At 70.0% G+C, this 25960-nt stretch carries 29 protein-coding genes; 14 read left to right on the forward strand and 15 right to left on the reverse strand.

Translation table 11 applies throughout. The annotated features are described in order from the left end of the window. Positions 1-10: 10 nt before the first annotated feature. Positions 11-1825, reverse strand: coding sequence for an ABCB family ABC transporter ATP-binding protein/permease (locus BM360_RS15410; RefSeq protein ID WP_093315905.1), 1815 nt, complete (start codon positions 1823-1825; stop codon positions 11-13). Positions 1826-1932: 107 nt separating this feature from the next. Between BM360_RS15410 and BM360_RS15415 the strand changes: the two genes are divergently transcribed. Together BM360_RS15415 and BM360_RS15420 are read left to right on the forward strand one after the other, a co-directional pair. After that, a complete protein-coding gene (locus BM360_RS15415) occupies positions 1933-2157 on the forward strand; it encodes a hypothetical protein (RefSeq protein ID WP_093315906.1) in 225 nt (74 codons plus the stop codon). 13 nt (positions 2158-2170) lie between these two features. Next, positions 2171-2536 carry a ribose-phosphate pyrophosphokinase gene (locus BM360_RS15420; RefSeq protein ID WP_093315907.1) on the forward strand — a complete coding sequence of 122 codons (366 nt, stop codon included), beginning with the start codon at positions 2171-2173 and terminating at the stop codon, positions 2534-2536. 9 nt (positions 2537-2545) lie between these two features. Here the strand turns inward: BM360_RS15420 and BM360_RS15425 are convergent, their stop codons facing one another. Further along, complete coding sequence (locus BM360_RS15425) at positions 2546-3775, reverse strand: UbiH/UbiF/VisC/COQ6 family ubiquinone biosynthesis hydroxylase (RefSeq protein WP_093315908.1); 1230 nt, start codon at positions 3773-3775, stop codon at positions 2546-2548. Positions 3776-3903: 128 nt separating this feature from the next. Here BM360_RS15425 and BM360_RS15430 point away from each other — a divergent pair, with 128 nt between their 5' ends. Together BM360_RS15430 and BM360_RS15435 are read left to right on the forward strand one after the other, a co-directional pair. Then, a complete protein-coding gene (locus tag BM360_RS15430; RefSeq protein ID WP_093315909.1) occupies positions 3904-6294 on the forward strand; it encodes a DNA translocase FtsK in 2391 nt (796 codons plus the stop codon). A 43-nt stretch (positions 6295-6337) separates the two neighbouring features. Beyond that, positions 6338-6844: a GNAT family N-acetyltransferase gene (locus BM360_RS15435; protein ID WP_093315910.1), complete on the forward strand. Its 507-nt coding sequence runs from the start codon at positions 6338-6340 to the stop codon at positions 6842-6844. A 12-nt stretch (positions 6845-6856) separates the two neighbouring features. On the opposite strand, the gene BM360_RS15440 is transcribed toward BM360_RS15435, so the two are convergent. The 3 genes from BM360_RS15440 to recF form a co-directional block, all read right to left on the reverse strand. After that, a complete protein-coding gene (locus tag BM360_RS15440; RefSeq protein WP_093315911.1) occupies positions 6857-7543 on the reverse strand; it encodes an HPP family protein in 687 nt (228 codons plus the stop codon). Between the two features lie 89 nt (positions 7544-7632). After that, positions 7633-8388, reverse strand: a complete 756-nt coding sequence (locus tag BM360_RS15445; protein ID WP_093315912.1) for a ZIP family metal transporter — start codon at positions 8386-8388, stop codon at positions 7633-7635. After that, on the reverse strand, positions 8385-9479 hold the full coding sequence (gene recF, locus BM360_RS15450) for a DNA replication/repair protein RecF (protein ID WP_093315913.1): 1095 nt from the start codon (positions 9477-9479) through the stop codon (positions 8385-8387). The genes BM360_RS15445 and recF overlap by 4 nt, the downstream gene beginning before the upstream one ends. 80 nt (positions 9480-9559) lie before the next feature. Here recF and BM360_RS15455 point away from each other — a divergent pair, with 80 nt between their 5' ends. The 8 genes from BM360_RS15455 (at position 9560) to BM360_RS15490 (ending at position 17785) form a co-directional block, all read left to right on the forward strand. Beyond that, positions 9560-10270 (forward strand): hypothetical protein, encoded by a 711-nt coding sequence (locus BM360_RS15455; RefSeq protein WP_093315914.1) that lies wholly within the window; start codon positions 9560-9562, stop codon positions 10268-10270. Between the two features lie 132 nt (positions 10271-10402). After that, a complete protein-coding gene (locus tag BM360_RS15460) occupies positions 10403-11740 on the forward strand; it encodes a cystathionine gamma-synthase family protein (protein ID WP_093316087.1) in 1338 nt (445 codons plus the stop codon). A gap of 71 nt (positions 11741-11811) precedes the next feature. After that, the gene (locus tag BM360_RS15465; protein WP_093315915.1) at positions 11812-12132 is read left to right on the forward strand and encodes a hypothetical protein; all 321 of its coding nucleotides are present in this window, start codon (positions 11812-11814) and stop codon (positions 12130-12132) included. A 114-nt stretch (positions 12133-12246) separates the two neighbouring features. Next, the gene (locus BM360_RS15470; protein ID WP_093315916.1) at positions 12247-12957 is read left to right on the forward strand and encodes a response regulator transcription factor; all 711 of its coding nucleotides are present in this window, start codon (positions 12247-12249) and stop codon (positions 12955-12957) included. Between the two features lie 13 nt (positions 12958-12970). Continuing rightward, a complete protein-coding gene (locus BM360_RS15475) occupies positions 12971-14302 on the forward strand; it encodes an ATP-binding protein (protein WP_242653501.1) in 1332 nt (443 codons plus the stop codon). A 105-nt stretch (positions 14303-14407) separates the two neighbouring features. Beyond that, positions 14408-15100 (forward strand): carbonic anhydrase, encoded by a 693-nt coding sequence (locus tag BM360_RS15480; protein WP_093315917.1) that lies wholly within the window; start codon positions 14408-14410, stop codon positions 15098-15100. After that, complete coding sequence (locus BM360_RS15485; protein WP_093315918.1) at positions 15097-16647, forward strand: SulP family inorganic anion transporter; 1551 nt, start codon at positions 15097-15099, stop codon at positions 16645-16647. The genes BM360_RS15480 and BM360_RS15485 overlap by 4 nt, the downstream gene beginning before the upstream one ends. A 286-nt stretch (positions 16648-16933) precedes the next feature. After that, the gene (locus BM360_RS15490) at positions 16934-17785 is read left to right on the forward strand and encodes a TorF family putative porin (RefSeq protein ID WP_093315919.1); all 852 of its coding nucleotides are present in this window, start codon (positions 16934-16936) and stop codon (positions 17783-17785) included. Between the two features lie 46 nt (positions 17786-17831). On the opposite strand, the gene BM360_RS15495 is transcribed toward BM360_RS15490, so the two are convergent. After that, positions 17832-18263 (reverse strand): pyridoxamine 5'-phosphate oxidase family protein, encoded by a 432-nt coding sequence (locus BM360_RS15495; protein WP_093315920.1) that lies wholly within the window; start codon positions 18261-18263, stop codon positions 17832-17834. Between the two features lie 103 nt (positions 18264-18366). Here BM360_RS15495 and BM360_RS15500 point away from each other — a divergent pair, with 103 nt between their 5' ends. Continuing rightward, positions 18367-18993 (forward strand): YbhB/YbcL family Raf kinase inhibitor-like protein, encoded by a 627-nt coding sequence (locus tag BM360_RS15500; protein ID WP_093316089.1) that lies wholly within the window; start codon positions 18367-18369, stop codon positions 18991-18993. A gap of 7 nt (positions 18994-19000) precedes the next feature. On the opposite strand, the gene BM360_RS15505 is transcribed toward BM360_RS15500, so the two are convergent. The 8 genes from BM360_RS15505 to BM360_RS15535 all read right to left on the reverse strand — a co-directional run bounded on the left by BM360_RS15505 (position 19001) and on the right by BM360_RS15535 (position 23432). Further along, entirely contained in the window at positions 19001-19327 is a 327-nt protein-coding gene (locus BM360_RS15505) for an Mpo1-like protein (RefSeq protein WP_093315921.1), read from the reverse strand. Between the two features lie 49 nt (positions 19328-19376). Then, entirely contained in the window at positions 19377-20018 is a 642-nt protein-coding gene (locus tag BM360_RS15510) for a MarC family protein (protein ID WP_093315922.1), read from the reverse strand. Then, on the reverse strand, positions 20015-20194 hold the full coding sequence (locus BM360_RS19210) for a hypothetical protein (RefSeq protein ID WP_106407394.1): 180 nt from the start codon (positions 20192-20194) through the stop codon (positions 20015-20017). The genes BM360_RS15510 and BM360_RS19210 overlap by 4 nt, the downstream gene beginning before the upstream one ends. 47 nt (positions 20195-20241) lie before the next feature. Then, entirely contained in the window at positions 20242-20625 is a 384-nt protein-coding gene (locus tag BM360_RS19215; protein ID WP_106407395.1) for a hypothetical protein, read from the reverse strand. Further along, a complete protein-coding gene (folD, locus tag BM360_RS15520) occupies positions 20625-21497 on the reverse strand; it encodes a bifunctional methylenetetrahydrofolate dehydrogenase/methenyltetrahydrofolate cyclohydrolase FolD (RefSeq protein ID WP_093315923.1) in 873 nt (290 codons plus the stop codon). The genes BM360_RS19215 and folD overlap by 1 nt, the downstream gene beginning before the upstream one ends. Beyond that, positions 21494-21793 (reverse strand): YggT family protein, encoded by a 300-nt coding sequence (locus BM360_RS15525; protein ID WP_423228918.1) that lies wholly within the window; start codon positions 21791-21793, stop codon positions 21494-21496. The genes folD and BM360_RS15525 overlap by 4 nt, the downstream gene beginning before the upstream one ends. A gap of 83 nt (positions 21794-21876) precedes the next feature. Next, complete coding sequence (gene argB, locus BM360_RS15530) at positions 21877-22749, reverse strand: acetylglutamate kinase (RefSeq protein ID WP_093315924.1); 873 nt, start codon at positions 22747-22749, stop codon at positions 21877-21879. Between the two features lie 41 nt (positions 22750-22790). Beyond that, positions 22791-23432 carry a queuosine precursor transporter gene (locus BM360_RS15535; RefSeq protein ID WP_093315925.1) on the reverse strand — a complete coding sequence of 214 codons (642 nt, stop codon included), beginning with the start codon at positions 23430-23432 and terminating at the stop codon, positions 22791-22793. Positions 23433-23537: 105 nt separating this feature from the next. Between BM360_RS15535 and BM360_RS15540 the strand changes: the two genes are divergently transcribed. Continuing rightward, positions 23538-24794 carry a NupC/NupG family nucleoside CNT transporter gene (locus BM360_RS15540; RefSeq protein ID WP_093315926.1) on the forward strand — a complete coding sequence of 419 codons (1257 nt, stop codon included), beginning with the start codon at positions 23538-23540 and terminating at the stop codon, positions 24792-24794. Here the strand turns inward: BM360_RS15540 and BM360_RS15545 are convergent. Continuing rightward, positions 24757-25917 carry an acyltransferase family protein gene (locus tag BM360_RS15545; protein WP_131819278.1) on the reverse strand — a complete coding sequence of 387 codons (1161 nt, stop codon included), beginning with the start codon at positions 25915-25917 and terminating at the stop codon, positions 24757-24759. The genes BM360_RS15540 and BM360_RS15545 overlap by 38 nt on opposite strands. Between the last annotated feature and the right edge of the window lie 43 nt (positions 25918-25960).

A 25960-nucleotide genomic window follows, 5' to 3' on the forward strand; every position in this document is an offset into this window, starting at 1 on the left:
TCCTTGGGGATCAGGCGGCTTCCAGCGCGGTCTCGCGCTCGGCCTGCTGGCGCCGCCACATTTCGGCATAAAGGCCGTCCTTGGCGAGCAGGCGGGCATGCGTGCCGCGCTCCACGACGCGGCCCGCCTCGACTACCGCAATCTCGTCGGCATCGACCACGGTGGACAGGCGGTGCGCGACGACGATGGTGGTCCGCCTCGCCGACACGCGGGCGAGCGTCGCCTGGATGTCCGCCTCCGTCCGGCTGTCGAGCGCGCTGGTCGCTTCGTCGAGGATCAGGATGGGCGGGTTCTTGAGCAGGGTGCGCGCAATGGCGACGCGCTGCTTCTCGCCGCCCGACAGCTTCAGACCGCGCTCACCGACGGGCGTGTCATACCCTTGCGGCAGGCCCATGATGAAATCGTGGATCGCCGCGCCCTTCGCCGCGGCGACGATCTCGTCCTGCGTCGAGCCATCCCGGCCATAGCCGATATTGTAGCCGATCGTGTCGTTGAACAGCACCGTATCCTGCGGGACGATGCCGATCGAGCGGCGCAAAGTCGCCTGGCTGACTGCCGAGATATCCTGCCCGTCGATGGTGATGCGGCCCTCGCTCGGATCGTAGAAGCGGTAGAGCAGGCGCGCGAGAGTCGACTTGCCTGCCCCCGAGGGGCCGACGACGGCAAGCGTGTGGCCGGCCGGCACCGTCAGGTCGATGCCGTGGAGGATCGGGCGATCCTTGTCGTAGCGGAAATCGACATGCTCGAACCGCACCGTGCCGCCCAGCACGACAAGCGGCTTGGCGTCTGCCGCATCCGTCACCTCGGGCGGCGTGTCGATCAGGCGGAACATCGCCTCCATGTCGATCAGGCCCTGGCGGATCTCGCGATAGACCATGCCGAGCATGTCGAGCGGGCGGAAAAGCTGCGCGAGCAGGGTGTTGACCAGCACCACGTCGCCCGTGGTGAAGCGGCCTTGGCTCCATCCCCAGATGGTGAAGCCCATCGCGCCCGCCATCATCAGGTTGGTAATCAGCGCCTGACCGATGTTGAGCGCGGCGAGCGAGCCTTCATTCTTGGTCGCGGCATTGGCATAGGCCTGCACCGCCTCACCGTAGCGGCGCGTCTCGACACCCTCGGCGTTGAAATATTTGACCGTCTCGTAATTCAGCAGCGAATCGACCGCACGCGCGACGGCGCGGGTATCATGCTCCACCATCGCGCGGCGCATCTTGGTGCGCCATTCGGTGACGACGCGGGTATAGACGATATAGGCCGCGACCATCGCCAGCGTGGCGGCGACCAGCCCGATGCCAAATTTGACGAAGAAGATCAGCGAAACGGCGACCAGCTCCAGCACCGTCGGGCCGATGTTGAACAGCAGGAAATAGAGCATCGTGTCGATGCTCTTGGTGCCGCGCTCGACCACCTTGGTGACGGCGCCGGTGCGGCGTTCCAGATGGTAGCGGAGCGACAGGCCGTGGAGATGGCCGAACACCTCCACCGACAGGCGGCGCGCGGCGTCCTGGCCGACCCGCTCGAAGATGGCGTTGCGCAGGTTGTCGAACAGCACGCCGCCGAAGCGCGCGGCGGCATAGGCCGCGACCAGCGCGATGGCGAGGCCGACGCCCGGCTCCAGCCCAGGCGTCATCCGGTCGATCGCCGCCTTGTAGGCGAACGGCATCAGCAGCACCGCACCCTTGGCGGCGAGCACGAGAGCCATCGCGGCGGCGACGCGCGCACGCAGCGCAGGCGCATCCGCCGGCCAGAGATAGGGCAGGAAACGGCGCAGCGTGTGCAGACCGCGTTCGGGGGCGGCGGTCTCGGTCGGGCGTTCGGGTGGCATCGCGGCCCGAGATAGGGAGGCGGAGCGCCTGCGCCAATGTGGGACCGATCACAATGCAACCGGCCCGAACATGGCACGTTTCGTCGTGGAAGGTTGGGGAGGCAGCCATGGGCCCGGCGCTTTACGTGATTGCGATCCTGGGATGCGGCGACAGCGAGGCGGCGTGTCGCGAAGTGCGCCGGATCGACAGGGCCTATGCCACGGCCGCAGCGTGCAGCGCGGCGAGCGCCACCGTGCTGGCGACGCAGGCCGATCTCGACTTCCCCGTCGTGCAGGCGGAATGCCGGCCTGCGACCGCGCTTGCCGCGATGACGCCCCGCCCGCGCGGCTGAGCGCGTCTCTCCCATGAGCGAAGGGCCGGGTTCGATCGCGGACGTCGGCCGCGTCCGTGCGCTGCTGGTCGAGGCGGCGCGGGAGGAACGCAGCGTCAGCTATTCGGAGCTGCTGGCGCTGCTCGGCCACCGCTTTACCCGCCCGAAAATGCGTGCCTTGTGCAAGACGCTCGACGCGGTGGACCGGGACGGCGCGGCTGCGGGCGAGCCCGCGCTGGCGGTGCTGGTGGTGCGCGAATCGGATCGGCTGCCCGGGCAGGGCTGGTGGACGAGCGGGCCGGGCCTGCTGCTCGACGAGGCGGACTGGTATGGACCCGAGGCGCACGCGCTGGTGCGCGAGCTGCAGGGCGTGGCGTTCGACTGGTGGCGCGGGCGATAGCGGCTCGCGCTAGACCAGTTCGCCCCTGAGCAGTGTCGGCAGCTCACCCGATTCGCCGCGCGCCTCCGCCATGAACATGTCCTTCAGCGGGCCGACGCGCTCCACCACGCCGAGGCCGAAGCGGCGCACGGCGCGCGGCACAGCGCCGGGCAGGCCGAACAGGCGGGTCAGCCCGTCGGTGGCGGCAGCGACGGACAGCGTGTCGAGCCCGCGCCAGCGATCATAACGGGCGAGCAGCTGGGCATCGCCCGGATCGAGACCGAGGCGGGCGCCTTCCACCAGCACCTGGGCGAGCGCCGCTGCATCGCGGAAGCCGAGATTGAGGCCCTGGCCGGCAATCGGGTGGATGCCGTGGCCGGCATCGCCGATCAGCGCCAGCCGCTCCGCCGTCATCGTCGCGGCATGATGGAAGCCGAGCGGATAGGTCGAGCGCGCGGCGATCAGCTCGACCGATCCCAGCAGCCCGCCCATTGCTTTCAGCGCCGCATCGGCAAAGCCGCGCGGGCCGAGACCGAGCAGGCCCGGCGCGTCCGCCGCCGCGACCGACCAGACCAGAGCCGAGCGATGCCTGCCCTCCGCATCGTCGATCAGCGGCAGCAGCGCGAAGGGACCGGCGGGATAGAAGATTTCGTGCGCGACATGGCCGTGCGGTCGCTCATGACCGAGCATGGTGACGATCGCGGCATGATCGTAGCTCCACCGGGCAATGCGGATGCCCGCCGCCTCGCGCGTCGGCGATTGACGCCCCTCGGCCGCAACCAGCAGCGCACCCCGCGCAATGCGGCCGTCGGCGAGCGTCACGGTCACGCCATGCACGCTCCGCTCCGTCGCGACCGGACGGGCGGGCTGGAGCAGGCGGACGTTCGCCGCGCCGGCGGCCGCATCGTGCAGCGTGCGGCGCAGCGTGCGATTCTCGACCATGATGCCGAGCGGATCGCCCTGATCCGCATCGAAGCGCAGCGGCCGCGGCTCGAGCCCGTCACGCACGGCGATGGTGCGGATGGCGCAGCCGGCTCCTTCCAGCCGCGGGGCGACGCCGATCGCCTCCAGGAACCGCCACGAGGCGCTGGCGACGGCGGAGGCGCGCCCGTCATGCCCCGGTGCGTGCAGCGAGGCGGGATCCGCCGGGTCGATCACGATCGCCGAAAGCCCGTGCGCGTCGAGCGCAAGCGCGAGGGTGAGGCCGACCAGGCCTGCGCCAAGGATCACGACGTCGGCGCGCAGCTCTTCTGTGTCCATGGCGCATGCCTTAGGCGCAAATCCGCCGCGCCGAAACCCGACCCGGCTTGACCGAGACGCCCCCGCAGCGGCATTTTCGGCGGAACGGATGCGGACCGGCAGGGGCCGCGGGGCAAGGCAGCACAGGCATGGCGAGCAAGGCAGCGGCGGGCACGGCGATCGTGCGGCCGACCCTCAAGGACAGTGCAGGCGTGATCGCCGCGCGGACGCGGGCGCTGGCCGGCGCCGCTGCGCTGATCGTGCTGACGCTGGCGCTCGGCTTCGCGCTGGCGAGCTATTCGGCGGCCGATCCGGCGATCAACACGGCCGCGGGCGGCGCACCGCAGAACGTGTTCGGCCACGCCGGCGCGTGGATTGCGGACCTGCTGCTGAGCACGCTCGGGCTCGGTGCGGTGCTGCTGCCGCCCTTCGCGCTGCTGGCGGCGGCACGGCTGTGGCGCGACGGCCGGGTGATCCGGTGGAAGCGGCGGCTGCTGATCGTGGTTGTGGCGGCGATGCTGCTGGCGGGCGGCCTGTCGCTGCTGCAGGGGCCGCGCGCGGGCGCGCTGCCGGCGGGCTGGGGCGGCGTCACCGGCATCGCCATCGGCTGGGGTGTCGAGGCGCTGTCGGCGCTGGCCCCCGGCGAGAGCGTGCGCTGGGCGCGCTTAAGCGGCATGGCGCTGCTGCTGGCAGGCGGGCCGGCCTTGTGGCTGTGGGGCCTCGGCCTCGATGCGACCGAGCGGGCCAAGATCGCGGCGCTGCGGCCCCGCCGTCGCCGCGCTGCCGCCGATCTGCTGGCCGCCGGCGACGACGAGCATGACGACCTGCCGTTCGACGCGGAGGAGGACGCCGCACTTGCCGAGGAGCGTGCGGTGGAGCGGGCGATGCACCCTGCGCCGCGCGCCGCCGTCGCGCCGGTGGAGCCGCGCGATCCGCCGACCATCGTAACGCCCGCTCCCGCACCGAGCACGGCCAAGCGCCCCGCTGGCCCGGCCCAGCCCAGCCTCGATCTCGGCGACCGCTATCAGCTGCCCCCGCTCGACCTGCTGGCGGAGGCGCCGCCATCGACCGGCCACACGATCGACCGTGCCGCACTGGAGCGGAACGCCCGGCTGCTGGAAAGCGTGCTGGAGGACTTCAAGGTGAAGGGCCGGATCGTCGAGATCCGCCCCGGTCCCGTCGTCACCATGTACGAACTGGAGCCGGAGGCGGGCATCAAGGCGAGCCGCGTCGTCGCGCTGGCAGACGACATCGCGCGCAACATGTCGGCCTTGTCCGCCCGCATCGCGACGATCCCGGGGCGCACCGTGATCGGCATCGAGCTGCCCAACGTTAAGCGCGAGGCGGTGGTGCTGCACGAACTGGTGGCGAGCGACGGCTTCGCCGAGCATGGCGGCGCGCTGCCGATCATCCTCGGCAAGAATATCGCCGGCGATGCGGTGATCGCGGATCTGGCGCCCATGCCGCACCTGCTGGTCGCGGGCACCACCGGCTCGGGCAAGTCGGTCGGCCTCAACTGCATGATCCTGTCGCTGCTCTACAAGCTGACGCCGGCGCAGTGCCGCATGATCATGATCGATCCGAAGATGCTGGAACTCAGCATCTACGATGACATCCCCCACCTCCTGTCGCCCGTCGTCACCGAGCCGCAGAAGGCGATCCGCGCGCTGAAATGGGCGGTGGAGCAGATGGAGGAGCGCTATCGCATGATGGCGAGCGTCTCCGTCCGCAGCCTCGCCTCGTTCAACGAGAAGGTGCGCGCGGCCAAGGCACGTGGCCAGCAGCTCGGCCGCCGCGTGCAGACCGGCTATGACGGCGAGACGGGCCAGCCCATCTACGAGGAGGAGACGCTCGCCTACGAGGTGCTGCCGCAGATCGTGGTGGTGGTGGACGAGCTGGCCGACCTGATGATGACCGCCGGCAAGGAGGTGGAATTCCTCATCCAGCGGCTGGCGCAGAAGGCGCGCGCGGCGGGCATCCACCTGATCATGGCGACGCAGCGGCCGTCGGTCGACGTCATCACCGGCGTCATCAAGGCGAACCTGCCGACGCGGATCAGCTTCCACGTCACCTCCAAGATCGATTCGCGCACCATCCTGGGCGAGCAGGGTGCAGAGCAGCTGCTGGGCAAGGGCGACATGCTCTACATGCCCGGCGGCAAGCAGATCGCGCGCGTCCACGGGCCGTTCGTGTCCGACGACGAGGTGCGCGGCGTGGCGGACCATTGGCGCGCGCAAGGGCAGCCCGACTATATCTCCTCCGTCACCGAGGAGCCGGAGGATGGCGGCTGGGCGATGGAAGGCGCGCCCTCCGGCCCCGACGATCCCGAGACGGCGACCTATCGCCGTGCGGTGCAGCTGGTGGTCGACAACAAGAAGGCGTCGACCAGCTGGCTGCAGCGCCAGCTGCGCGTCGGCTACAACAGCGCGGCGCGGCTGATCGAGCGGATGGAGAAAGATTCGATCATCTCGTCGCCCGACCATGTCGGCCGGCGCGAGGTGATGATCGAGCCCGAAGAGGTGTCGCGCTACGTCAACTGAGGAGGTCCCCTCTACGGGCGGCGGACAATGCGGCGACCGCTTGATGTCCTTCCTTCCCACCGTTGTGGCGTTGACCCAAGCGGATGCCGCCGCAGTCGCAAAGCTGTTCGGCCGCTGTGCCAGATACTTTCTCCTCCAGGATGGCGAGCCGGCGGGCATGGCGGACGCTCATGCAGTGTTCACCGACGTGCCGCCCGGCCACGATGCGCGCGAGAAGATGGTGCTGGGCTGCTGGGCCGGCTGCGACCTGCTCGGGGTGGCGGAGATCCTGCGCGACTATCCCGATACGGGCGTCTGGTATCTGGGCTTCCTGATTGTGGATGAGGCAGCACGGGGTCGCGGGGTGGGCTGCGCGCTCTATGCCGCGGTCGAGGATCGGGCGGCGCGTGCCGGCGCGAGCGAGATTCGGCTGGCGGTTCTGGAGGACAATACGGCCGGCGCGCGCTTCTGGTGCGCGCGCGGTTTTGCCGAGATCCGGCGCGTCGGGCCGGACACCTTCAAGCGGCGGCGCCACCGTCGGATCGAATTCGGCCGCCGGATCGAGCCGTAATGATCGGCGGGGTCAGCGCGTGCCTGCGCGACGGCGCCTCGCGTGCGTCTCTGCGGTGGCGAGCAGCAGGTCGAGATCGGCGCGATCGATGTCGAAACTTTCGTGCATGTCGGCCAGAGCGAGATCGAGATCCTCCGGCGCGAAGCCCGCGGCGCGTTCCGCCGCGGCGACGACCGCGGGGGCGGCGGGGCGGTGCGGATAGCTGTGTCCGCGCAGCCGGTGGAACGCCACGGCGAGCAGGACGAGCAGCAGCGAGTTGATCCCGACCGGGGCAAAGGCGAAACCGAAGCCTGCGGCGTGGATCGGTGCGCCGCCGATCACCGCCGTCAGCGCCGCCGCGCCGCCGGGGGGGTGGAGGCAGCGCAGCAGCGACATGGCGACGATCGCCGCCCCAACCGCCACGCCCGCGGCGATGCCCGCGTCCGGAATCGTCCGATAAACGGCAACGCCGACCAGCGCAGAGACGGTGTTGCCGCCGATCACCGACCAGGGTTGTGCCAGCGGGCTGGCCGGGACGGCGAAGGCGAGCACGGCGGATGCGCCGAGCGGAGCGACGATCGCCGGCAGCCGTGCGCCCCAAGGCAGGTGCGCGCACAGCGCGTAGGTGACAGCCAGCCCGAGCGCCGCGCCTGCTGCCGTGGCAAGCCGCTCGCCCAAGGTCGCGCCGGCGAGGATGGGTCTGAACAGTTTGACTGGCATGCCGCTTCCCCCGCGCGTTCACGAAAGCGCCGTGCCGCGTCCCCGGCGCGCGGTCATGCGAGTTTCTCTGCGGGCCTCGATAGCGGGGCTCAGCCGCCCAGCTTGGAGAGAAGGAAGGCGCCGAGGAAACCGGCCACGGCGATCAGGCCCGACGCTTCATGCGATTCGGAGGCCGCCTCGGGGATCATGGTGTCGATCAGCATGGCAAGGATCGCGCCCGCCGCGACGCTGGTGATCGCCGCCACCGTCACCGGCGCCGCGCCCGCCAGCGCGACATTGCCGATCAGCGCGGCCAGCCCGGAGACGAGCGCGATCCCACCCCACAAGGCGAAGACATAGCCGACCCGGTGGCCCGACGCCTTGAGGCCCGCCGCGCTCGACAGGCCTTCGGGCACGTTGGACAGGAAGACGGCGATCACCGTCACCCAGCTGACCGCGCCGCCGCCCAGCAGGCTGACGCCGATCACCACCGATTCGGGGATGCCATCCAGCAGCGCGCCGATAGCGATGGCGGTGCCCGCCTCCTGCCCGGCGGGGGCCTGATCCTTGTCCGCACCCGAGCGCTTGCGATGCCGCGCGCCGTTGCGCGAGACGATGATGTTGGCGACCGTATAGAGGGCGGCACCGCCCAGAGCGCCGAGTGCGGAGGGGCCAAAGCCGCCCTGCCTGTAGGCCTCGTCCATCAGGTCGAACGCGACTGCCGAGATCAGCACGCCCGCGCCGACCGCCATGACATAGGCGATGGCCCGCTGCGGCAGCCTGGCAAACCAGCCGATGGCCGCGCCGATCAGCAGCGCCGATCCGCCGACCAGCCCCCAGAAACCTGCCGCAAGTGCCATGCTCATGCCGTCGCTCCGATCACTCCATGCTCAACCGTCAGACGGCAGGCATGGCTCCCGAGCGCCGCGAAGGGTTCGGGCTCGGTGCCGGTCAGCCAGACCTGCCCGCCCGATCCTTCCAGCCGGGCGAACAAGGCGGCACGGCGGGCAGGATCGAGATGCGCGGCAACCTCGTCGAGCAGCAGAATCGGGCGGGTGCCGCGCGCATCGGCGACGAGGTCGGCATGGGCGAGGACGAGGCCGACCAGCAGCGCCTTCTGCTCGCCGGTGGAGCAGCGTGCGGCGGGCTGGCCCGCGCTGCCCGCGCCGCCGGCGGGCTTGTCGAGGTGCGTGACGAGCAGGTCCACGCGGTGCGGCCCGGCGAGCGCGCGGCCGGCCGCAACGTCGCGCCCGCGTGAGGCGCGCAGCGTGCGGGCGAGATCGGCGCCGTCCCAGCCCTCCAGCGCAAGGCCGGCCCGCGCGAAGGGCCCGGCGGGCGCGGCGGCGAGGCGTTCGGCCAAGCGCGACACGGTGGCGACGCGTGCGGCGTGCAGCGCGGTGCCATGCTCGGCCATTCCCGCCTCCAGCGCGGCGAGCCAGTCGGGATCGGCGCCCTCGGGTTCGGCGAGCAGGCGATTGCGCGCACGCATGGCGGCCTCGTAGCGCGCGGCGTGGGTGCCGTGGGCGGGATCGAGCGCCAGCACCAGCCGGTCGAGAAAGCGGCGTCGGCCGCCCGGGCTTTCGGTGAACAGCCGGTCCATGGCGGGGGTGAGCCAGAGCAGAGCGAGCCGCTCCGCCAGCGCAGCGGCCGAGGCGGTCGCGCCGTTGACGCGCACCTGTCGACGCTCGGGCGCGGCGGCGAGCGTACCGGTGCCGATGCGATCCCCACCGCCGAGCTCTGCGGCGACGGCGAAATTGCCCGGACCTTCGCTGCGCGCCATCTCCGACAATGCGGCGCCGCGCAGGCCGCGCCCTGGGGCAAGCAGCGACAGCGCTTCCAGCACATTGGTCTTGCCCGCGCCATTCTCCCCGGTCAGCACGACGATGCCTGGTCCGGCATCGAGCGCGGCGGTGGCGTAGGAGCGGAAATCGGTGAGGAGCAAGCGGCGAACGGCCATGACGGGCCCTTAACGCAGCAGCGCGCGCGGGGGCAGCACGACGTTGCGGAGCGCAAGCGAGCGCGGCTAGGCTGGCGTCCATGTCGCCGTTCCGCACCTCCGTTCGGCTGTTGCCGCTCCTGCTGTCTCTCGCCGCGCCGGCTTTGGCGGGAACGCGGGCGACCTATGTCGGGCAGGATGGCGGGCGCGTGATCGTTGAGGTGGCGGACAATGGCGACGCGCGCGTCGGGACGCCGGGTGCGGAGGATTATGGGCTGCTGGTCGGCGGGCGGTTCCACGTCGTGGGCCTGCGCGACGGCCGTCTGACGGTGGCACGGGCGGAGGACGTGGCGACCGCGATCGGGCGGGTGGTGCCGCCGATCTTCGCGCGCCGCCCCTCGTCGCCTGCCCAGACGCCCGCACAGAAGATCGAGCCGGATGGGATCGCGGACGTGGCGGGCCGGCCAGGGCGGCGCTTCCGCGTCTCGCCCCGTCCTGCGGGGCAAGACCGGCTGGTGGTGAGCGACGATCCGGCGCTCAAACCCGTTGGTGCGGCCTTGGAGGGCTTCTCCACCGCGGCGCTGCTGCCGATGGCGGTGCTGCTCGGCCCCGCGGCGGCCACGACGACGCGGGACATACAGGCGATGTTCGCGCTGGGAACGCCGCTGGAGACACCGGACGGGCTGACGCTGACCGCGGTCGACACGGTTGACGTTCCGGCCGAGCGGGTGCGCCTGCCCGCGCCGCCCATATCGCTGGAGACGCTTGAGGCGGACCTGCGGGCAGGCCTGATCGGAGCTTCTCCGCGCTAGATCGCGCCCGGCGTGCGACGGGGCCGGTCTGCGATGCGCCAGGTCCGCCACGCACGCCCTTATGCGTCACGATAATCGTCGATAGGCTCGGCCCCAGTATGGCGCAGAGAGCGCCCCGAGATGGAGACGATGATGAGCGACGAAACGCCGGGAACCGCCGGCACCGAGGCGGACCTGACCGCGGTGGCCGCGCCGACGCAGCGCCGCCGGCCCAAGCCCGAGGTGATGGAGATTGGCGGCCGCCGCCTCTCCCCCGCCACGCTGATGATGGGGCACGGCTATGATCCGACGCTGTCGGAGGGCAGCCTTAAGCCGCCCATCTTCCTCACCTCCACCTTCGTGTTCGAGAATGCAGCGGCCGGCAAACGCCATTTCGAGGGCGTGACGGGCAAGCGGCCGGGCGGGGCGGAGGGGCTCGTCTATTCGCGCTTCAACGGTCCCAACCAGGAGATCTTGGAAGACCGGCTCGGCATCTGGGAGGATGCGGAGGACGCGCTCACCTTCTCGTCCGGCATGGCCGCGATCGCGACGGTGCTGCTGGCGCATGTGCGGCCGGGCGACACGATCGTCCACTCCGCCCCGCTCTATGCCGCGACGGAGACGCTGATCGGCAAGGTGCTCGGCCGATTCGGTGTCCACTGGCTGGACTTTCCGGCGGGCGCCAGCCGGGCGGAGATCGACGCGGTGCTGGCCAAGGCCAATGCCGGCCGCGTCGCGCTCATCTATCTCGAAAGTCCCGCCAACCCGACCAACGCGCTGGTCGACGTGGAGGCGGTGGCCGCCGCGCGCGACGCGATCTTCACCGGCGCCGACAAGCCGCCGATCGTGATCGACAACACCTTCCTCGGGCCCCTCTGGCAGAAGCCGCTGAAGCACGGCGCGGACCTCGTCCTCTACAGCCTGACCAAATATGCCGGCGGCCATTCGGATCTGGTGGCGGGCGGCGCGGTGGGCGCCAAAGCGGTAATCGATCCGGTGCGCGCGATGCGCAACACGATCGGCACGATCACCGATCCCAACACCGCCTGGATGCTGCTCCGCTCGCTGGAGACGCTGGAGCTGCGGATGAGCCGCGCGGGCGAGAATGCGGCCAAGGTGTGCGCGTTCCTGCGCGATCATCCGAAGGTGGAACGCGTCGGCTATCTCGGCTTCCTCGATCCGGACTCGAGCCAGGGCGACATCTATCGCCGCCACTGCACGGGCGCGGGATCGACCTTCTCGCTGATCCTGCGCGGCGGCGAGGCGGAGAGCTTCCGCTTCCTCGATGCGCTGAAGATCGCCAAGCTGGCCGTCAGCCTCGGCGGCACCGAGACGCTGGCGAGCCACCCCGCGGCGATGACGCACCTGTCCGTGCCCGACGCGCGGAAGGCAGCGCTGGGGATCGGCGACAATCTGGTGCGCATCTCCATCGGCGTGGAGGATGCGGACGACCTGATCGCCGATTTCAAGCAGGCGCTGGACGCGATCTGACCGCTTAACCCCGGCTTAGCCGCACTGCCTTATGACGGTGGGGCGGCTTGGCCGGCGGGGAGGGGCGAGCGATGTGGAGCGATGTCGGCTGGAAGGTGGCCGTACTGCTGGTGCCGCTCGCAGCCTTTCTCACCGGCCTCTTCGTCGCGCCGCATTTCGGTCCCGCCCGCCGCGGCTGGCTGATCGGCGGCGCGCTCACCCTGCTGCCGCCGGCGATCTGGCTCGCGCTCTATCGGGCGGCATCGGGCACCGGCTGCTCGGGTGGCGATTGCGCCGGCGCGATAATCTTCATGCTGCTGCTGGCGGTGCCGTTCGCGCTGGCCGCACTGCTCGGCGTCGGCGTGCTGCTGCGCACGCTGATCGGCAGCGTCGTGCGAGCGGTGTCGGCCTGAGCAGCGCGCCCCGTCTGCGTCCCTGCGGTTACGAACCGTTGCTCCCGCGTGCTGCAGTGCAGAAATATCGGTCCGCGGTTGACCCTTTCCCGCGCTAAACCTAGCTCAATCCGCATGACTGCTCCCACGATCCTGCTGGTCGAGGACGACCCGCCGCTCCGCACCCTCACCGCCCGCGCGTTGCAGGAGCATGGCTATACGGTGCGGCCCGCGGCGACGGGTGCCGAGATGTGGATCGCGTTCGACAACGGGCCGGTCGATCTCGTGCTGCTCGACATCATGCTGCCCGGCACCAACGGCATCGATCTGTGCCGCGAGATCCGGCGCAAGTCGGACGTGCCGATCATCTTCATCTCGGCCAAGGGCAGCGAGGCGGATCGCGTGCTGGGGCTGGAACTCGGCGCGGACGATTATCTCGCCAAGCCGTTCGGCACGCGCGAGCTGATCGCGCGGGTGCGTGCAGTGCTGCGCCGCGGCGGGCTGGAGCGGGGTCCGAGCGAACCGCGCGAGCGCGAGGCCCATTTCGACGGCTGGGTGGTGAGCTTCCCGCGGCGCGAGCTGAAGTCCCCGAGCGGTGCGCTGGTCGAGCTGACGGGTGCCGAGTTCGACCTGCTGGCGAGCTTCCTCAGCCATCCCGGCCGCGTGATCGCGCGCGAACGGCTGATCGAGCTGTCGCGCACGCGGCTGGGCGACTCGTCGGACCGGTCGGTCGACGTGCTGGTCAGCCGGCTGCGGCGCAAGCTGTCCGCCGCCGGGCAGCCCGCGCCGATCACGACGGTGCGCGGCATCGGCTACATGCTGAATACCGAGGTGGAGCGCGCGTGACGCCTCGGGCCGCGTGACCGAGAACGGGCCGCTCGGTCGGTTGCTGCACGGGCATCTCGGCCTGCTCGGCCGCATCCTCGCCATCCTGCTGCTGACGGTGGTGATCGAGTTCGGCGTATCGACCGTGCTGTACGAGCGCGCATCGGGCACGCTGGTGCGCGAGGACGAGGCGCGGCGGCTGGCAGAGCATCTCGTCATCGCGCGCAAGCTGGTGGCGGAGCGGCCATGGCGGGAGCGGCCCGACATGGCGGACGAACTGACCACCGGCCGCTATCTCGTCCATTGGCAGCCGACCCGCCCGCCTGCGCCGCGCATCGCCCCCGAGCTTGAGGAGATGCGCCGCCAGATCCTCGCCTGGGAGCCGGAACTGGCGCGCAGCAACCTGACGCTGCGGCTCGCCTCGCCGGGCCGCGACTCGACCGTCATGGGCGAACTGGCGCTGCCGGACGCGAGCTGGCTGCATTTCGCGACGCGGCAAAAGGTGTTGCGCTGGGATCTGGCGCTCGGCCGGATCGCGCAGGCGCTGGTGCCCGCATTCGCGCTGCTGCTGGTCGGCGGACTGCTGATCCGCCGCACGCTCAGCCCCTTGCGCCGCCTCGCTCATGCGACCGAGACGGTCGGTCTCGGTCAGCAGGTGTCGATGCCTGAGGCGGGCACGGAGGAGGTGCGCCACCTGATCCGCGCCTTCAACACCATGCAGCGCCGCATCCACCGCCTGATCGAAGATCGCACGCAGGCGCTGGCCGCGGTCGGCCACGATCTGCGCACGCCGATCTCCCGCCTGCGGCTGCGGCTGGAGTCACTCGGCGACGAGGCGGCGGAGCGGACGCTCGGGCCCGACATCGACGAGATGGAGGAGATGGTGAGTTCGCTGCTCGCCTTCCTCGCCGGGGAAGATGATCCGGAGCCGGCGGTGCTGACCGATCTTGCCGTTCTCGCCGCCACCTGCGCGGACGATTATGCCGATGCTGGCCGGGAGGTGGATTATGTCGGCCCGGACAATCTCGATCACCGGCTGCGGCGCAGCGCCATCAAGCGGGCGCTGACCAACCTCGTCGACAATGCGCTGCGCCACGGCAGCCGCGCCACCATCCGGCTGGATGTCGGCGCGGACGAGGTGCGCCTGGCGGTCGAGGATGATGGCCCGGGTATCCCGGCCGAGCGGCTGACGGAGGTTGTGCGGCCGTTCGTCCGGCTGAACGAGGCACGTGCGCGGGACACCAAGGGGCTCGGCCTCGGCCTTGCCATCGTTCAGCGCGCGGCACGGCGGGAGAGCGGCGCATTGCGCCTGTCCAACCGCCCGAACGGGGGCCTGCGCGCCGAGATCATCCTGCCTCGGACATAATTCCTTACGACCCTGCTGCTTTGCAGAAAGCGACGGTCGCTAACCAGACTCGCTTAGAGCGCCCGCCTGAACATGGGCGGTGCCAGAGATCCGGAGCACCGCGAAGTGAACGAGCTGATCGGCCGCGTCTTCTCCTTCGAGAAGTCCACCTTCCCCAACCAGAGCACGTTATTCGCCAAGCTGACCAGCGAGGGGCAGAGCCCCAAGGCGCTGATGATCAGCTGCGCGGACAGCCGCATCGTGCCCGAGCAGATCATGCAGGCGCAGCCCGGCGATCTGTTCGTCTGCCGCAATGCGGGCAACATCGTGCCGCCTTATGCGACGCAGAATGGCGGCGTGACCTCCACCGTCGAATATGCCGTGATGGCGCTGGGCATCCGCGACATCATCGTCTGCGGCCACTCCGACTGCGGCGCGATGAAGGCGGTGGCGAACCCGGCCGGGCTCGACGCGATGCCGAACGTCGCCGCCTGGCTGAAGCACAGCGTGGCGGCCGAGCGTGTCGTGACCGAGGGTTACAAGGATCTGGACGATGGCGGCCGCGTGCGCGCCATCAGCCTCGAGAATGTCGTGGCGCAGCTGAACCACCTGCGCACGCACCCGTCGGTGGCCGCCGGCATCGCGCGCGGCGAGATCGCGCTGCACGGCTGGTTCGTCGACATCCATGCCGGCCAGATCCTCGGCCTCGATGGCCAGACCGGCCGCTTCACGCCGCTGCGCGAAGACAAGCCGCTGCCCGTCGCCCACGCCGCCGCGCGCCGCTTCGCGGGTGAGCCGGTGATGGAAGCCGCGGAATGAGTGCCGCCGACACAGTGGCCGCCCCGACGGCCCCGTCGGCTGGGGAGGCGGCTCCCGCCGGCAATACGTGGGTGCGGGATTTCACCGCATCCATCGTCGTGTTTCTCGTCGCCATGCCGCTGTGCATGGGCATTGCGGTCGCCTCCGGCGTGCCGGCGGAGAAGGGCCTGATCACCGGCATCATCGGCGGCATCGTCGTCGGCATGCTGGCAGGATCGCCGCTGCAGGTGAGCGGCCCTGCCGCGGGCCTCGCGGTAATCGTGTTCGAGATCGTGCGCGATCAGGGCCTGATCGCGCTCGCACCGATCCTGGTGATCGCCGGCGTGATCCAGTTTGCCGCCGGCGTGTTCAAGCTGGGCGGCTGGTTCCGCGCCATCTCGCCCGCGGTCGTCCACGGCATGCTGGCAGGCATCGGCGCGCTGATCGTCATCGGCCAGTTCCATGTGCTGTTCGATCACAAGCCGATGGGCCACGGCCTCGACAATCTGGCGGCGATGCCAGGCCGCGTGCTGGGCGTCGACTTCTCCAGCATCCAGGCGACCGAGCTGGCGCTGCTGGTGGGTGGGCTGACCATCGCGTCGATGCTGTTGTGGGAGAAGCTGCGGCCGGCGTCGCTGAAGCTGGTGCCGGGTGCGCTGGTGGGCGTTGTGCTGGGCACGCTGCTTGCCTATCTCGCCGGCTTCGACGTGGCGCGTGTGACCGTACCCGAATCGCTGGTGGCGGCGGTGACGCTGCCGGATGCGACCTTCCTCGGCCGTTTCGCCGCGCCCGCGGTGTGGACGACGGCGCTGGCCATTGCCTTCATCGCCTCTGCCGAGACGCTGCTGTCGGCCGCGGCGGTGGACCGCATGCATGACGGCGTGCGGACCAACTACGACAAGGAACTGCGCGCGCAGGGCGTCGGCAACCTGCTGTGCGGTGTCGCCGGCGCGCTGCCGATGACGGGCGTGATCGTCCGCTCCTCGGCCAACGTGCAGGCGGGCGCCACGTCGCGCGCGTCGACCATCATGCATGGCTTGTGGATCCTCGGCTTCGTCGCGCTGCTGCCCTGGCTGCTGCGCGAGATCCCGATGGCGGCGCTCGGCGGCATCCTTGTCGTCACCGGCTGGCGGCTGGTCAGCCTCAGCCATGTCAAGCACCTGTTCCACCGGTACGGCGTGCTGCCCGCGGCGATCTGGGCAGCGACGTTCGTGATGGTGATCGCGACCGACCTGCTGACGGGCGTGCTCGTCGGTCTCGGCCTGTCGCTGCTGGAGCTGGTGCCGCATCGCCGCCGCCTCGGGCTGAACGTCAAGGCGACCGAAGAAGCTGGCGAGCATCGCGTCGTCCTCGCCGGTGGCGCGACCTTCGTCACGCTCCCCAAGCTGACCCGCGTGCTGGAAGGCCTGCCCTCGACCGGTGCGGTCAAGCTCGATATGCGCCGGGTGGATGCGGTGGACCACACCACTTCGGAAATGCTGATCGACTGGCTGCAGCGCCGCCGTGCGCGCGGCGGCAGCGTCCAGCTGACCGGGGCGACGGGCCGATTGCGCGCCCTGGCCGTGTGACGCCGGGCGTCGCCGCGACGCCGATCCCTGTCGAACAAGCTGTGGCGGCTCTCCCCTGGGAGGGTCGCCACACTGCTTTTGTCAGGGTTGCCGCAGTGCAACACTGCGACGCTAGCAGCGCTCACGCCACCGACCGCGACCGAATAGCCATGGACTCGCCCGAAAGAGCAGCGTTATTTCCTGCACACCCGGTTCGACGTGCCTCCGCTTCGCCCTGAAGCCGAGATGGGCGCGCGACGAGGGTGCAGGCGGAACATTCAGTCCCAAAGAAAAAGGGGAATGTTCCATGAAGTATCGTCTCCTCGCCGCCGCTGCGGCGCTCGCCTTCGCGGCGCCCGCCGTTGCGCAGGACACCGCCCCGCCCAAGCCGTTCACCGTCAACGGCAGCATCGGCCTCGTCTCCGAATATCGCTTCCGCGGCGTTTCGCAGTCGGACAAGGATCCGGCGGTGCAAGGCGGCGTCACCGTGACGCATGAGAGCGGCCTGTATGGCGGCTTCTGGGGATCCAACCTGGCGGGCTGGGGCACGTTCGGCGGCTCGAACATGGAGCTGGACCTGATCGCCGGCTTCAAGGCGCCGGTGGCCGAAGGTGCCACGGTGGACGTGGGCGTGACCTATTACATGTACCCGGGCGGCTTCAATAACACCGACTTCTTCGAGCCCTACGTCAAGCTGTCGGGCACCGCCGGGCCGGTCAACCTGCTGGCGGGTGTCGCCTACGCGCCGAAGCAGCAGGCGCTGGGCGCATGGTCGTCGACGGGCGCGATTGCAGCCGATCCGGTCAACGGGCCGTATGATGATCCCAACGACAAGAATGACAATCTGTACCTGTGGGGCGACGTTTCCACCGCCATTCCCGACACAGGGCTGACGCTGAAAGGCCATATCGGCTATTCCAACGGCAATAAGGGTCTCGGGCCGTTCGCCACCTCCGTTGCACCGACGGGCGAGTATTTCGACTGGCTGGTGGGCGCGGATTATACGCTGGGGCCGGTGACACTGGGGGTCGCCTATGTCGACACCGACATCACCAAGCGCGATGCCGCCTATCTCCAGCCGAGCTTCAGCAAGGGGCAGGACGGTGTCGGCAGCATCGCCGATTCAGCAGTCCTGTTCTCGATCACCGCCGCCTTCTGATCGGGCGCCGCCGCCCCGGCCTGTCCGGGGCGGTGGACGCAGGAGCCTAGACCAGCAGCTCGCCTTCCTTCTCGCCGTCCCAATAATGGATGCGGCTGGCGCGGACGTGGATCAGGACAAGGCTGGGCGTATCAATCCCCTGCGGGAACCAGCGGTCGAGATCGCTGGTCCAATGCGCGGAGAAGGCGCCGCGATCGCGGATCAGCGTCGCCTTGCCCTCGACCGCGACGAAGAAGGGCCGCTGGCCGAGCAGGCCCGACGAGCCGAGGTAGCTGAGCGAGACCTGCGGGTTATGCTCGATATCCTCCACCGTCAGCGTCGCCGCGTCGGTGAAGAAATAGCTGTCGCCGTCATAATCGACGTCGCGATTGTTGCTCATCGGGCGCATCGCGATGGTGCCGTTGCGGCTGTGCGTCGCCAGCATGGCGAAGTCGATCGAGCGCATCGCTTTGGCGAGTTCAGGCAGGGTCTTGGCCATCGTCGTTTCTCCTCTGCAATGACCAACGCGCGTGGACGCCTCCGGCTCCGCGGAGCCGATGGCAGGCCGGCTCGTTCACGCTTCGGCCAACGAAGGAGTGATGATGCTGGAGCATGTGCCGCGCTGGCTGGGTGCCGCTTTCCGCCCCCTGCGGGCCGGAGCCGACAAGCTGACCATCGGCAGCGCGCAACTCGGCCACGATCTGCCGCGGATCGATCTGCAATCGCCCGCCTTCGCCGATGGCGCGCGCCTGCCGCCCCGATTCACCGCGGATGGGGAGGGCGTGTCGCCGCCGCTTGTATGGGGACCGTTGCCGGAGGGTACGGCGGGATTGGCGCTGATCGTCGAGGATGCCGACGCACCCGCGCCGACGCCGCTCGTCCACGCCATCGTCTGGAACCTGCCGGCCGACCTCCACCGGCTGGAGGAAGGCGCGATCCGGCGCGATGGCGCGGGCGGGCCCGATGGCCGCGATGTCGGGCGCAACAGCTTCGGCCGGGAGGGATGGCTGCCGCCCGACCCGCCGACCGGACATGGCGCCCACGCTTATGCCTTCCAGCTCTTCGCGTTGTCCGAGCCGATCGATGCGGGAGAGACGCCGGGGCGCAGCGCCCTGGTGCGCGCGATGGCGGGCAAGGTGCTGGCCGCGGGGTTGCTGACGGGCACCTATTCGCGCGGCGAGGATGCGCCGGTGGGGCCGGTCGGGGCGGCGGCGCCCGCGCTCGGCTGAACCCTGCTCAGCCGATCCCGGCGCGCTTCAGCTCGGGCCCGAGGCGGCCGGTGATCCACAGGCCCCACATCCGGAAATCCGCCGCAAGCGACCAGAGCGGGTGGCGAAAGGTGGCGGGGCGGTTGCGCTCCACCAGCATGTGCGCGGCCCAGGCGAAGCCGTAGCCCGCAAGCGGCAGCAGCCACCACAGCGACCAGCGCCCGCTGACTGCCAGCCACAAGGCGATGGCGACGACGAGGCTGGTGCCGGCAAAGTGCAGTGCGCGCGTGCCGGGCCGCGCATGGTCGCGCAGATAGGTCGGCCAGAATTCGACGAAGCTGCGCGGGCGGGTCATGCCCGGCAGGATAGGGCGTCTGGCCGCAGCCTGCCAGTGGCTGCGCTGCTCAGGCGAAGCTCGCCTTCAGGCCGTCGATGACGAATTGCGCGGCGAGGGCGGCGAGGATCACGCCGAGGACGCGGGTGATCATCGCTTCCAGCTTGGGGCCGAGCACCTTCATCAGCGGCCCGGCGGCAAGCAGCGACAGCAGCATGAGGGCGAGCGTCGCCAGCAGGGCGCCGAACACGACGAAGCTCGAGGCCAGGCCATGCGCCCGGCTCATCAGCAGCATGGTGGTGGCGATCGAGCCCGGCCCCGCGATCATCGGGATCGCCATGGGGAAGACGGAGATATCCTCCGCCTCCAGCGGGCGGTGCTCCGCCTCGGCGGTGCGGGTGATCTCGTCCGCGCGCTCCTCCCGCCGCTGCGTGCGCTTCTCGAACACCATCTCCAGCGCGATCAGGAACAGCATGATGCCGCCCGCGGTGCGGAAAGCGTCGAGGCTGATGCCGAGCGTCCGGAGCAACGGCTCACCGACCAGCGCGAAGACCAGCAGGATCGCGGCGGCGACGACGACCGAGCGGATCGCCATGGCGCGCCGGTGTGCGCCCGACGAGCCCGCCGTCAGGCTGGCGAAGATCGGCGCACAGCCGGGCGGATCGATCACCACGAAGAAGGTGACGAAGGCGGAGAGGAACAGCTCGGTCATTTCGGGGCAGCGACGTGATCGTCGATCACCTTGTCCCAGGTGCTGCCGGTCCACAGCCATGCCTGCACCACGCGGGAATGGTCGCGTTGAGCATACCATTCGTAAGCCAGCGTGCCATCTGCAGACGCGCCGCGCTTCCAATAAGCGGGACTGTGCCGAAACGCTGTGCCCGGCATCCAACTGGGTTTGCCTTTGCAAGCCGCTCTGCGGACCAAAGGCTTGCTCATCGGCTGCGGGGTGTGGCAAGCGTATCACCAGCGTCGATCAGCCAGTGCCAGCCGCCAACGGCCTTGCGCTGCCAGAGAGTCGTGAAGTAGCCCGCGGCCTTGCCGCCGCGCCACTCTCCGGTGTTGACCGCGAAGCTGCCATCACAGGACACGAAGTTGGCAGTCGGGCTCCAGCGGAGCGCCTGTGGCGGATCCTTGCGGTCCTTCAGCCACTCCTGCGCCTTCACCGGCTCCGGCACGAACATCATGCCCTCGGGCGCGGCATAGTGGCGGAAGGCGGTCCACTGGCCCTTGGCCTGCGCCATTGCCGCAAAGGCGCGCTCGGCGTCGATTGCGGTCGTCGGCGCGGGCACCGCCGCGGCGAGGAGGAGCGCCAGCATCAGGCGAGCCCGGCGTGGCGCCGCGCGGCCTCCAGCGTGTTGGCAAGCAGCATCGCGATCGTCATCGGCCCGACTCCTCCGGGCACGGGCGTGATGGCCCGCGCCACGGCCGATGCCTCGGCAAAGTGGACGTCACCGACCAGCTTCGTTCGACCGGGCGTCGATGCGATGCGATTGATGCCCACATCGATGACGATCGCGCCAGGCTTTACCCAGTCGCCGCGCACCATTTCGGGCCGGCCGACCGCCGCGACGAGGATGTCGGCGCGACGCGCCACCTCCGGCAGATCGCGCGTGCGCGAATGGGCGATGGTGACGGTGCAGTCGGCGCCCAGCAGCAGCGCCGCCATCGGCTTGCCGACGATGTTGGAGCGGCCGATCACCACCGCCTCGGCACCGCGCAGGTCCGGTCCGACCGAGCGGATCAGGTGGAGGCAGCCGAGCGGCGTGCAGGGGACGAAGCCGGGCAGGCCGGTGGCGAGGCGCCCGGCATTGGTCGCGTGGAAGCCGTCGACATCCTTGTCCGCCGAGATGGCGGCGAGGATGCGGGAAGCATCGATCTGCGGCGGCAGCGGCAACTGGACGAGGATACCGTCGACCGACGGATCGGCATTGAGCCCCAGGACGACTGCGAGCAGCGCCTCCTCGCTCGTGTCGGCGGGCAGGCGGTGCTCATGGCCGGCAATGCCGGCGGCGGCGCAGGCAGCGGCCTTGTTGCGGACATAGACGGCGCTTGCCGCATCGTCGCCGACGAGGACGACGGCGAGGCCCGGCACGCGGCCGGCGCTTGCGGCGAAATCGGCCACGTCGTCGGCGATCCGCTCCCTGAGCGAAGCGGCGACGGCCTTGCCGTCGATCAGCGCCGCGCTCATGCGCCGACCAGAGCGGCCTGCATCAGCCGCGGCAGCACGATGCCCGAGAGGATCTGGATGATCAGCAGCACGACGAGCGGCGCCAGATCAAGCGCGCCGAAATCGGGCAGGATGCGGCGGATCGGCCGATAGAGCGGCTCGGTGATCCGGTCGAGCGCGTAGAGCAGCTGGCGGACGAACTGGTTGGAGGTGTTGATGACGTTGAACGCCACCAGCCACGACAGGATCGCCTGCACGATGATGATCCAGGACAGGATCTGCAGCAGGAACTGGATGATCTGATAGAGGATTTCAATGATGAACAAGGCGGCCTCCGGAGATTGGCGGGGGCTTAGCGGATTGCGACGCCGCTGTCGTCAGGCGTAACGAGCGGCCGGCCTCAGCCCAGCCGCACCAGCGTGCCGGCGCCTCGCCTCGTGAACACCTCTATCAGCATGGCATGCGGCACGCGACCGTCGAGGATGACCGCGGCATCGACGCCGCCCTGCACCGCATCGGTGCAGGTGCGCAGCTTCGGGATCATGCCGCCGCTGATCGTGCCGTCCGCCTCCAAGAGCGCGATCTCGGCCGGGGTGAGATCGGTGAGCAGGCGCTTTTCCTTGTCGAGCACGCCCGCCACATCGGTCAGCAGGAACAGCCGCTCGGCGCCGAGAGCGATGGCGAGCGCGCCGGCCATCGTGTCGGCATTGACGTTGTAGGTCTCGCCGTCCGGGCCAACCGCGATGGGCGCGATCACCGGGATCATGCCCGCCTTGCCGATCGTGTCGAACAGGCGCCGGTCAATCTCCACCGGCTCCCCGACGAAGCCGAGATCGGCGGTCGGGTGCTTGACCTTCTCGACCAGCACGGCGCCGCCATCCTTGCCCGAAATGCCGACCGCACGGCCGCCGGCGCGGCCGATCCAGCCGACGATCTCCTTGTTGATCTGGCCGGACAGGACCATTTCGGCCGCGTTGGCGGTCTGCCGGTCGGTGACGCGGAGGCCATCGACGAAGGTCGATTCGACGCCCATCGTCTTCAGCATGCGGCCGATCTGTGGGCCGCCGCCATGGACGACGACCGGATTGATGCCGACCGCCTTCAAGAGCACCACGTCCTGCGCGAAATCCTCCGCGGCCTCGGGATCGCCCATGGCATGGCCGCCATATTTCACGACGAATGTCGCGCCGGCATAACGCTGGAGATAGGGCAGCGCCTCGGTCAGCGTTTCGGCCTTGGCGAGCAGCGCGGGATCGGGGGCGTGGGCGTCCATCGCGCGGGCGCTTAGCGGCTTCCGCGGCGATTTGCGAGCGATCAGGCGCGATCCAGCCGCCGGCCGAGCGCGACGAACAGATAGATCGCCCACGGCACCAGCAGCGCCGACAGCAGCACCTTGGCGATTCCCTGGCCGAGCAGCAGCCCGCCGATCGGGAACACGCCCCAGAAAGCGATGGTGACGAACAGCAAGGTATCGACCAGCTGGCTGGCGACCGAGGCGATGCCGGCGCGCAGCCACAGCAGCGCCGCGCCCTCCCGCCCCTTCAGCCACGAGAAGATCGTGACGTTGAGCGTCTGCGACACGCCGTAGGCGATGATACCGCCCAGCCAGATGCGCGGCGTGCCCGACATCATCAGCTGGAAGGCGGCAAGGCGATCGGGTGCCATTTCGGGGCTGGCCGGCACCGCCAGGACAAGGATGGCCAGCGCCAGCGACACGAGCAGCGGCACGAAGCCGATCCGCACCAGGCGGTTGGCGATGTGCGGGCCGTGCAGCTCCGCCACCGCGCTGGAGGTGACGACGAGCAGCAGGAAGGCGAAGATCCCCGCCTCCACCGACAGGCCGCCGCCCAGCGACACCTGCTTGTTGCCGAGCACGCCGGCGATGCAGACCATGCCGCCGTAGAAGATGGCAAAGGCGAACAGGGAGGGCGGGATCGAGGGGCGGGGAGCGTCCATCACCCCTTGCTATCCGCATTGAAGGCTTGCGAAAAGCGGCTGGTGACGTGGGCGGGCGCGTGTAGTGTCGCGCCGCAACCAGAAGCGTGGGCAAGCCGGACCTTCATGCAGCATTATCTGATCGGCCTTGCCGGTATCCTCCTGATTTTGGGGCTGGCGGTGCTGCTGTCGGCGAACCGGCGCGCGATCCGGCTGCGCGTGGTGGGCGCGGCGTTCGCGCTCCAGGCCGCGATCGCGGTGATCGTGCTCTACATGCCGGCCGGTCGGACGGCGCTGCAATGGATGGCGGGCGGAGTCGCCAACCTGCTCGGCTATGCCAATGCGGGCACCAGCTTCCTTTTCGGGCAGCTGGCGGCCGACCCGCTGGGCAAGAACTTCGCCATTCAAGCGCTGCCGGTGATCATCTTCTTCGCCGCCCTCGTCTCCATCCTCTACCATCTGGGCGTGATGCAGCAGATCGTCCGCTGGATCGGCGGCGCGATCGAGCAGGTGATCGGCGTGTCCAAGGTGGAATCGCTGTGCGCTGCCGCCAACATCTTCGTCGGCCAATCCGAATCGCCGCTGGTGATCCGGCCCTATCTGGCGGGGCTGACGCCGCCGCAGCTGTTCACCGTGATGACGAGCGGCATGGCGGGCGTCGCGGGCACGATCCTCGCGGCCTATGCCTCGATGGGCATCCGCATCGATTATCTGCTGGCGGCCTCGTTCATGTCCGCACCCGGCGGCATCCTGATGGCCAAGCTGATGATGCCCGACATGCCGGCGCCCGAGCCCGAGCTGCCGCTCGGCACCGACACCGAGGAGGCCGAGCTGGTGCTGGCCGAGGCAACGCATGACGAGGAGCGGCCGGCGAACATCATCATGGCGGCGGCGCAGGGCGCGCAGACGGGCGTGCGGCTGGCGGTGGCGGTGGGCGCGATGGTGCTCGCCTTCGTCGCGCTGGTGGCGCTGGCAAACGGGCTGCTTGCGGGCCTCGGCAACATGGTCGGCGTGCCGGGCCTGAGCTTCGAGCGGCTGCTCGGCTTTGTTTTCGCGCCGGTCATGTGGCTGCTCAACGTGCCGTGGCGCGAGGCGCTGGTGGCGGGCGGGCTGTTCGGCCAGAAGATCGTGCTGAACGAGTTCGTGTCGTACATCTCGCTGGGGCAGCAGGCAGCGAACCTGAGCGAGCGGACGGTGGCGGTGGTCACCTTCGCGCTGTGCGGCTTCGCCAATTTCTCCTCCATCGCGATCCAGATGGCGGTGACCGGGAGCCTCGCGCCCAATCAGCGACCGGTGATCGCGAAGCTCGGCATCCGCGCGCTGGTGGCGGCGAGCCTTGCCAACCTCATGTCCGCGGCGCTGGCGGGGCTGCTGATCGGCTGAACGGACGGCCGGCATAGAGCAAAGCCAGCAGCGGCACGCGGAGGGTCAGCCGCGCGAACGCCCAGCTGAGCGCGAGCGTGCCGAGGCAGACGAGCGGGAAGGCCGCCCACGCGCCGACCCCCGCGGCATCGCAGAGCGACACCAAAGCGACCACGACGCCGAGGTGGACGAGGTAGATCGGGAAGGAGGCGGCGACGAGCGCATCGACCGTGCGGCTCGGCCGATCGAACCAGCGGCGGCAGGCGGCGAGCAGCACGCGTGTGACCGTCACCGCCGCGATGGCCGCAAGCGCGCGGCCGAGGGCGGGGTGGACCCGGTTGAGCAGGGCCAGATGCAGCGCGGCGGCGCCGAGCGCGACGGCGGCCATGGCGATGCCCGGCCGCTCGAACGCGGCCATCGCCCGGGGGGCGCGGGCGAGGAGCAGGCCCAGCGTGAAGAAGGGCAGCGCGGCGAGCAGATCGTCGAGCCTGAGCGCCTGTTGCCACACGGCCCCCGCGAGCCCGAGCGCGTAGAAGGCCTCGATCGTGCCCGCTTCGCATGCCGCGATGACGAGCGCGGCTGCTGCCAGCCACAGGCCCGGCCGGCGGGCGAGCGCCGCATCCAGCCGGTCGGGCAGCGTCGCGGTGCGCAGGTGCGGGCGGGCGAGGCAGGCCAGCACGCACAGGCTGGAGAGCTGGAGCAGCACGATCAGGAACCACAGGTGCCGCACCCAATAGCCGGGCGAGGTGGCATATTCGTGCGCGAAGGAGGCGAGCGCGGCGGGCCACGGCCGCTGCGGCCATTCGCAGGCGAGGTTGAGCAGCGGCACCAGCGTGACCAGCGACGCGAGCAGCGGCACCCCCAGCCGAACCAGCCGCCCACGCCACCATGTCGCCGCACTGTTCCGCGCGAGCAGCAGGGCGGCGAACCAGCCCGCGACGACGAAGAAAGCGGGCATCCGCATCATGTGGATCGCTTCCGCCAGCGTGGCGAAGCCGGGGGCGCCGGGCACCGGCCCGTTGATCCAGGGCTGGCCGAGCCGATAGGGCATGGCGGCGTGATAGGGGATGCCGAGCAGCATCAGCACCGCGCGGGCGACATCGAGATGGTGCGCGCGGCCGGTATCAGGATACCCGAAAGTCACGAAGGTCGCACCAAAGACGTGAATTCCGCGCAAGCGCTTGGGG

It is taken from the genome of Sphingomonas jatrophae (assembly GCF_900113315.1).
In the GTDB taxonomy this organism is placed as follows: domain Bacteria; phylum Pseudomonadota; class Alphaproteobacteria; order Sphingomonadales; family Sphingomonadaceae; genus Sphingomonas_P; species Sphingomonas_P jatrophae.

Bases quoted from the DNA above. Each gene is read 5' to 3' on its own strand.
- BM360_RS15425 (WP_093315908.1), bottom strand. From the start codon at position 3,775: ATGGACACAGAAGAGCTGCGCGCCGACGTCGTGATCCTTGGCGCAGGC.
- BM360_RS15500 (WP_093316089.1), top strand. From the start codon at position 18,367: ATGCTGGAGCATGTGCCGCGCTGGCTGGGTGCCGCTTTCCGCCCCCTG.
- BM360_RS15430 (WP_093315909.1), top strand. From the start codon at position 3,904: ATGGCGAGCAAGGCAGCGGCGGGCACGGCGATCGTGCGGCCGACCCTC.
- BM360_RS15410 (WP_093315905.1), bottom strand. From the start codon at position 1,825: ATGCCACCCGAACGCCCGACCGAGACCGCCGCCCCCGAACGCGGTCTG.
- BM360_RS15490 (WP_093315919.1), top strand. From the start codon at position 16,934: ATGAAGTATCGTCTCCTCGCCGCCGCTGCGGCGCTCGCCTTCGCGGCG.
- BM360_RS15415 (WP_093315906.1), top strand. From the start codon at position 1,933: ATGGGCCCGGCGCTTTACGTGATTGCGATCCTGGGATGCGGCGACAGC.
- recF (WP_093315913.1), bottom strand. From the start codon at position 9,479: ATGGCCGTTCGCCGCTTGCTCCTCACCGATTTCCGCTCCTACGCCACC.
- BM360_RS15440 (WP_093315911.1), bottom strand. From the start codon at position 7,543: ATGCCAGTCAAACTGTTCAGACCCATCCTCGCCGGCGCGACCTTGGGC.
- BM360_RS15465 (WP_093315915.1), top strand. From the start codon at position 11,812: ATGTGGAGCGATGTCGGCTGGAAGGTGGCCGTACTGCTGGTGCCGCTC.
- BM360_RS15510 (WP_093315922.1), bottom strand. From the start codon at position 20,018: ATGACCGAGCTGTTCCTCTCCGCCTTCGTCACCTTCTTCGTGGTGATC.
- BM360_RS15495 (WP_093315920.1), bottom strand. From the start codon at position 18,263: ATGGCCAAGACCCTGCCTGAACTCGCCAAAGCGATGCGCTCGATCGAC.
- BM360_RS15540 (WP_093315926.1), top strand. From the start codon at position 23,538: ATGCAGCATTATCTGATCGGCCTTGCCGGTATCCTCCTGATTTTGGGG.
- BM360_RS15505 (WP_093315921.1), bottom strand. From the start codon at position 19,327: ATGACCCGCCCGCGCAGCTTCGTCGAATTCTGGCCGACCTATCTGCGC.
- BM360_RS15535 (WP_093315925.1), bottom strand. From the start codon at position 23,432: ATGGACGCTCCCCGCCCCTCGATCCCGCCCTCCCTGTTCGCCTTTGCC.
- BM360_RS19210 (WP_106407394.1), bottom strand. From the start codon at position 20,194: ATGCCGGGCACAGCGTTTCGGCACAGTCCCGCTTATTGGAAGCGCGGC.
- BM360_RS19215 (WP_106407395.1), bottom strand. From the start codon at position 20,625: ATGCTGGCGCTCCTCCTCGCCGCGGCGGTGCCCGCGCCGACGACCGCA.
- folD (WP_093315923.1), bottom strand. From the start codon at position 21,497: ATGAGCGCGGCGCTGATCGACGGCAAGGCCGTCGCCGCTTCGCTCAGG.
- BM360_RS15420 (WP_093315907.1), top strand. From the start codon at position 2,171: ATGAGCGAAGGGCCGGGTTCGATCGCGGACGTCGGCCGCGTCCGTGCG.
- BM360_RS15470 (WP_093315916.1), top strand. From the start codon at position 12,247: ATGACTGCTCCCACGATCCTGCTGGTCGAGGACGACCCGCCGCTCCGC.
- BM360_RS15485 (WP_093315918.1), top strand. From the start codon at position 15,097: ATGAGTGCCGCCGACACAGTGGCCGCCCCGACGGCCCCGTCGGCTGGG.
- BM360_RS15445 (WP_093315912.1), bottom strand. From the start codon at position 8,388: ATGAGCATGGCACTTGCGGCAGGTTTCTGGGGGCTGGTCGGCGGATCG.
- BM360_RS15455 (WP_093315914.1), top strand. From the start codon at position 9,560: ATGTCGCCGTTCCGCACCTCCGTTCGGCTGTTGCCGCTCCTGCTGTCT.
- argB (WP_093315924.1), bottom strand. From the start codon at position 22,749: ATGGACGCCCACGCCCCCGATCCCGCGCTGCTCGCCAAGGCCGAAACG.
- BM360_RS15435 (WP_093315910.1), top strand. From the start codon at position 6,338: ATGTCCTTCCTTCCCACCGTTGTGGCGTTGACCCAAGCGGATGCCGCC.
- BM360_RS15460 (WP_093316087.1), top strand. From the start codon at position 10,403: ATGAGCGACGAAACGCCGGGAACCGCCGGCACCGAGGCGGACCTGACC.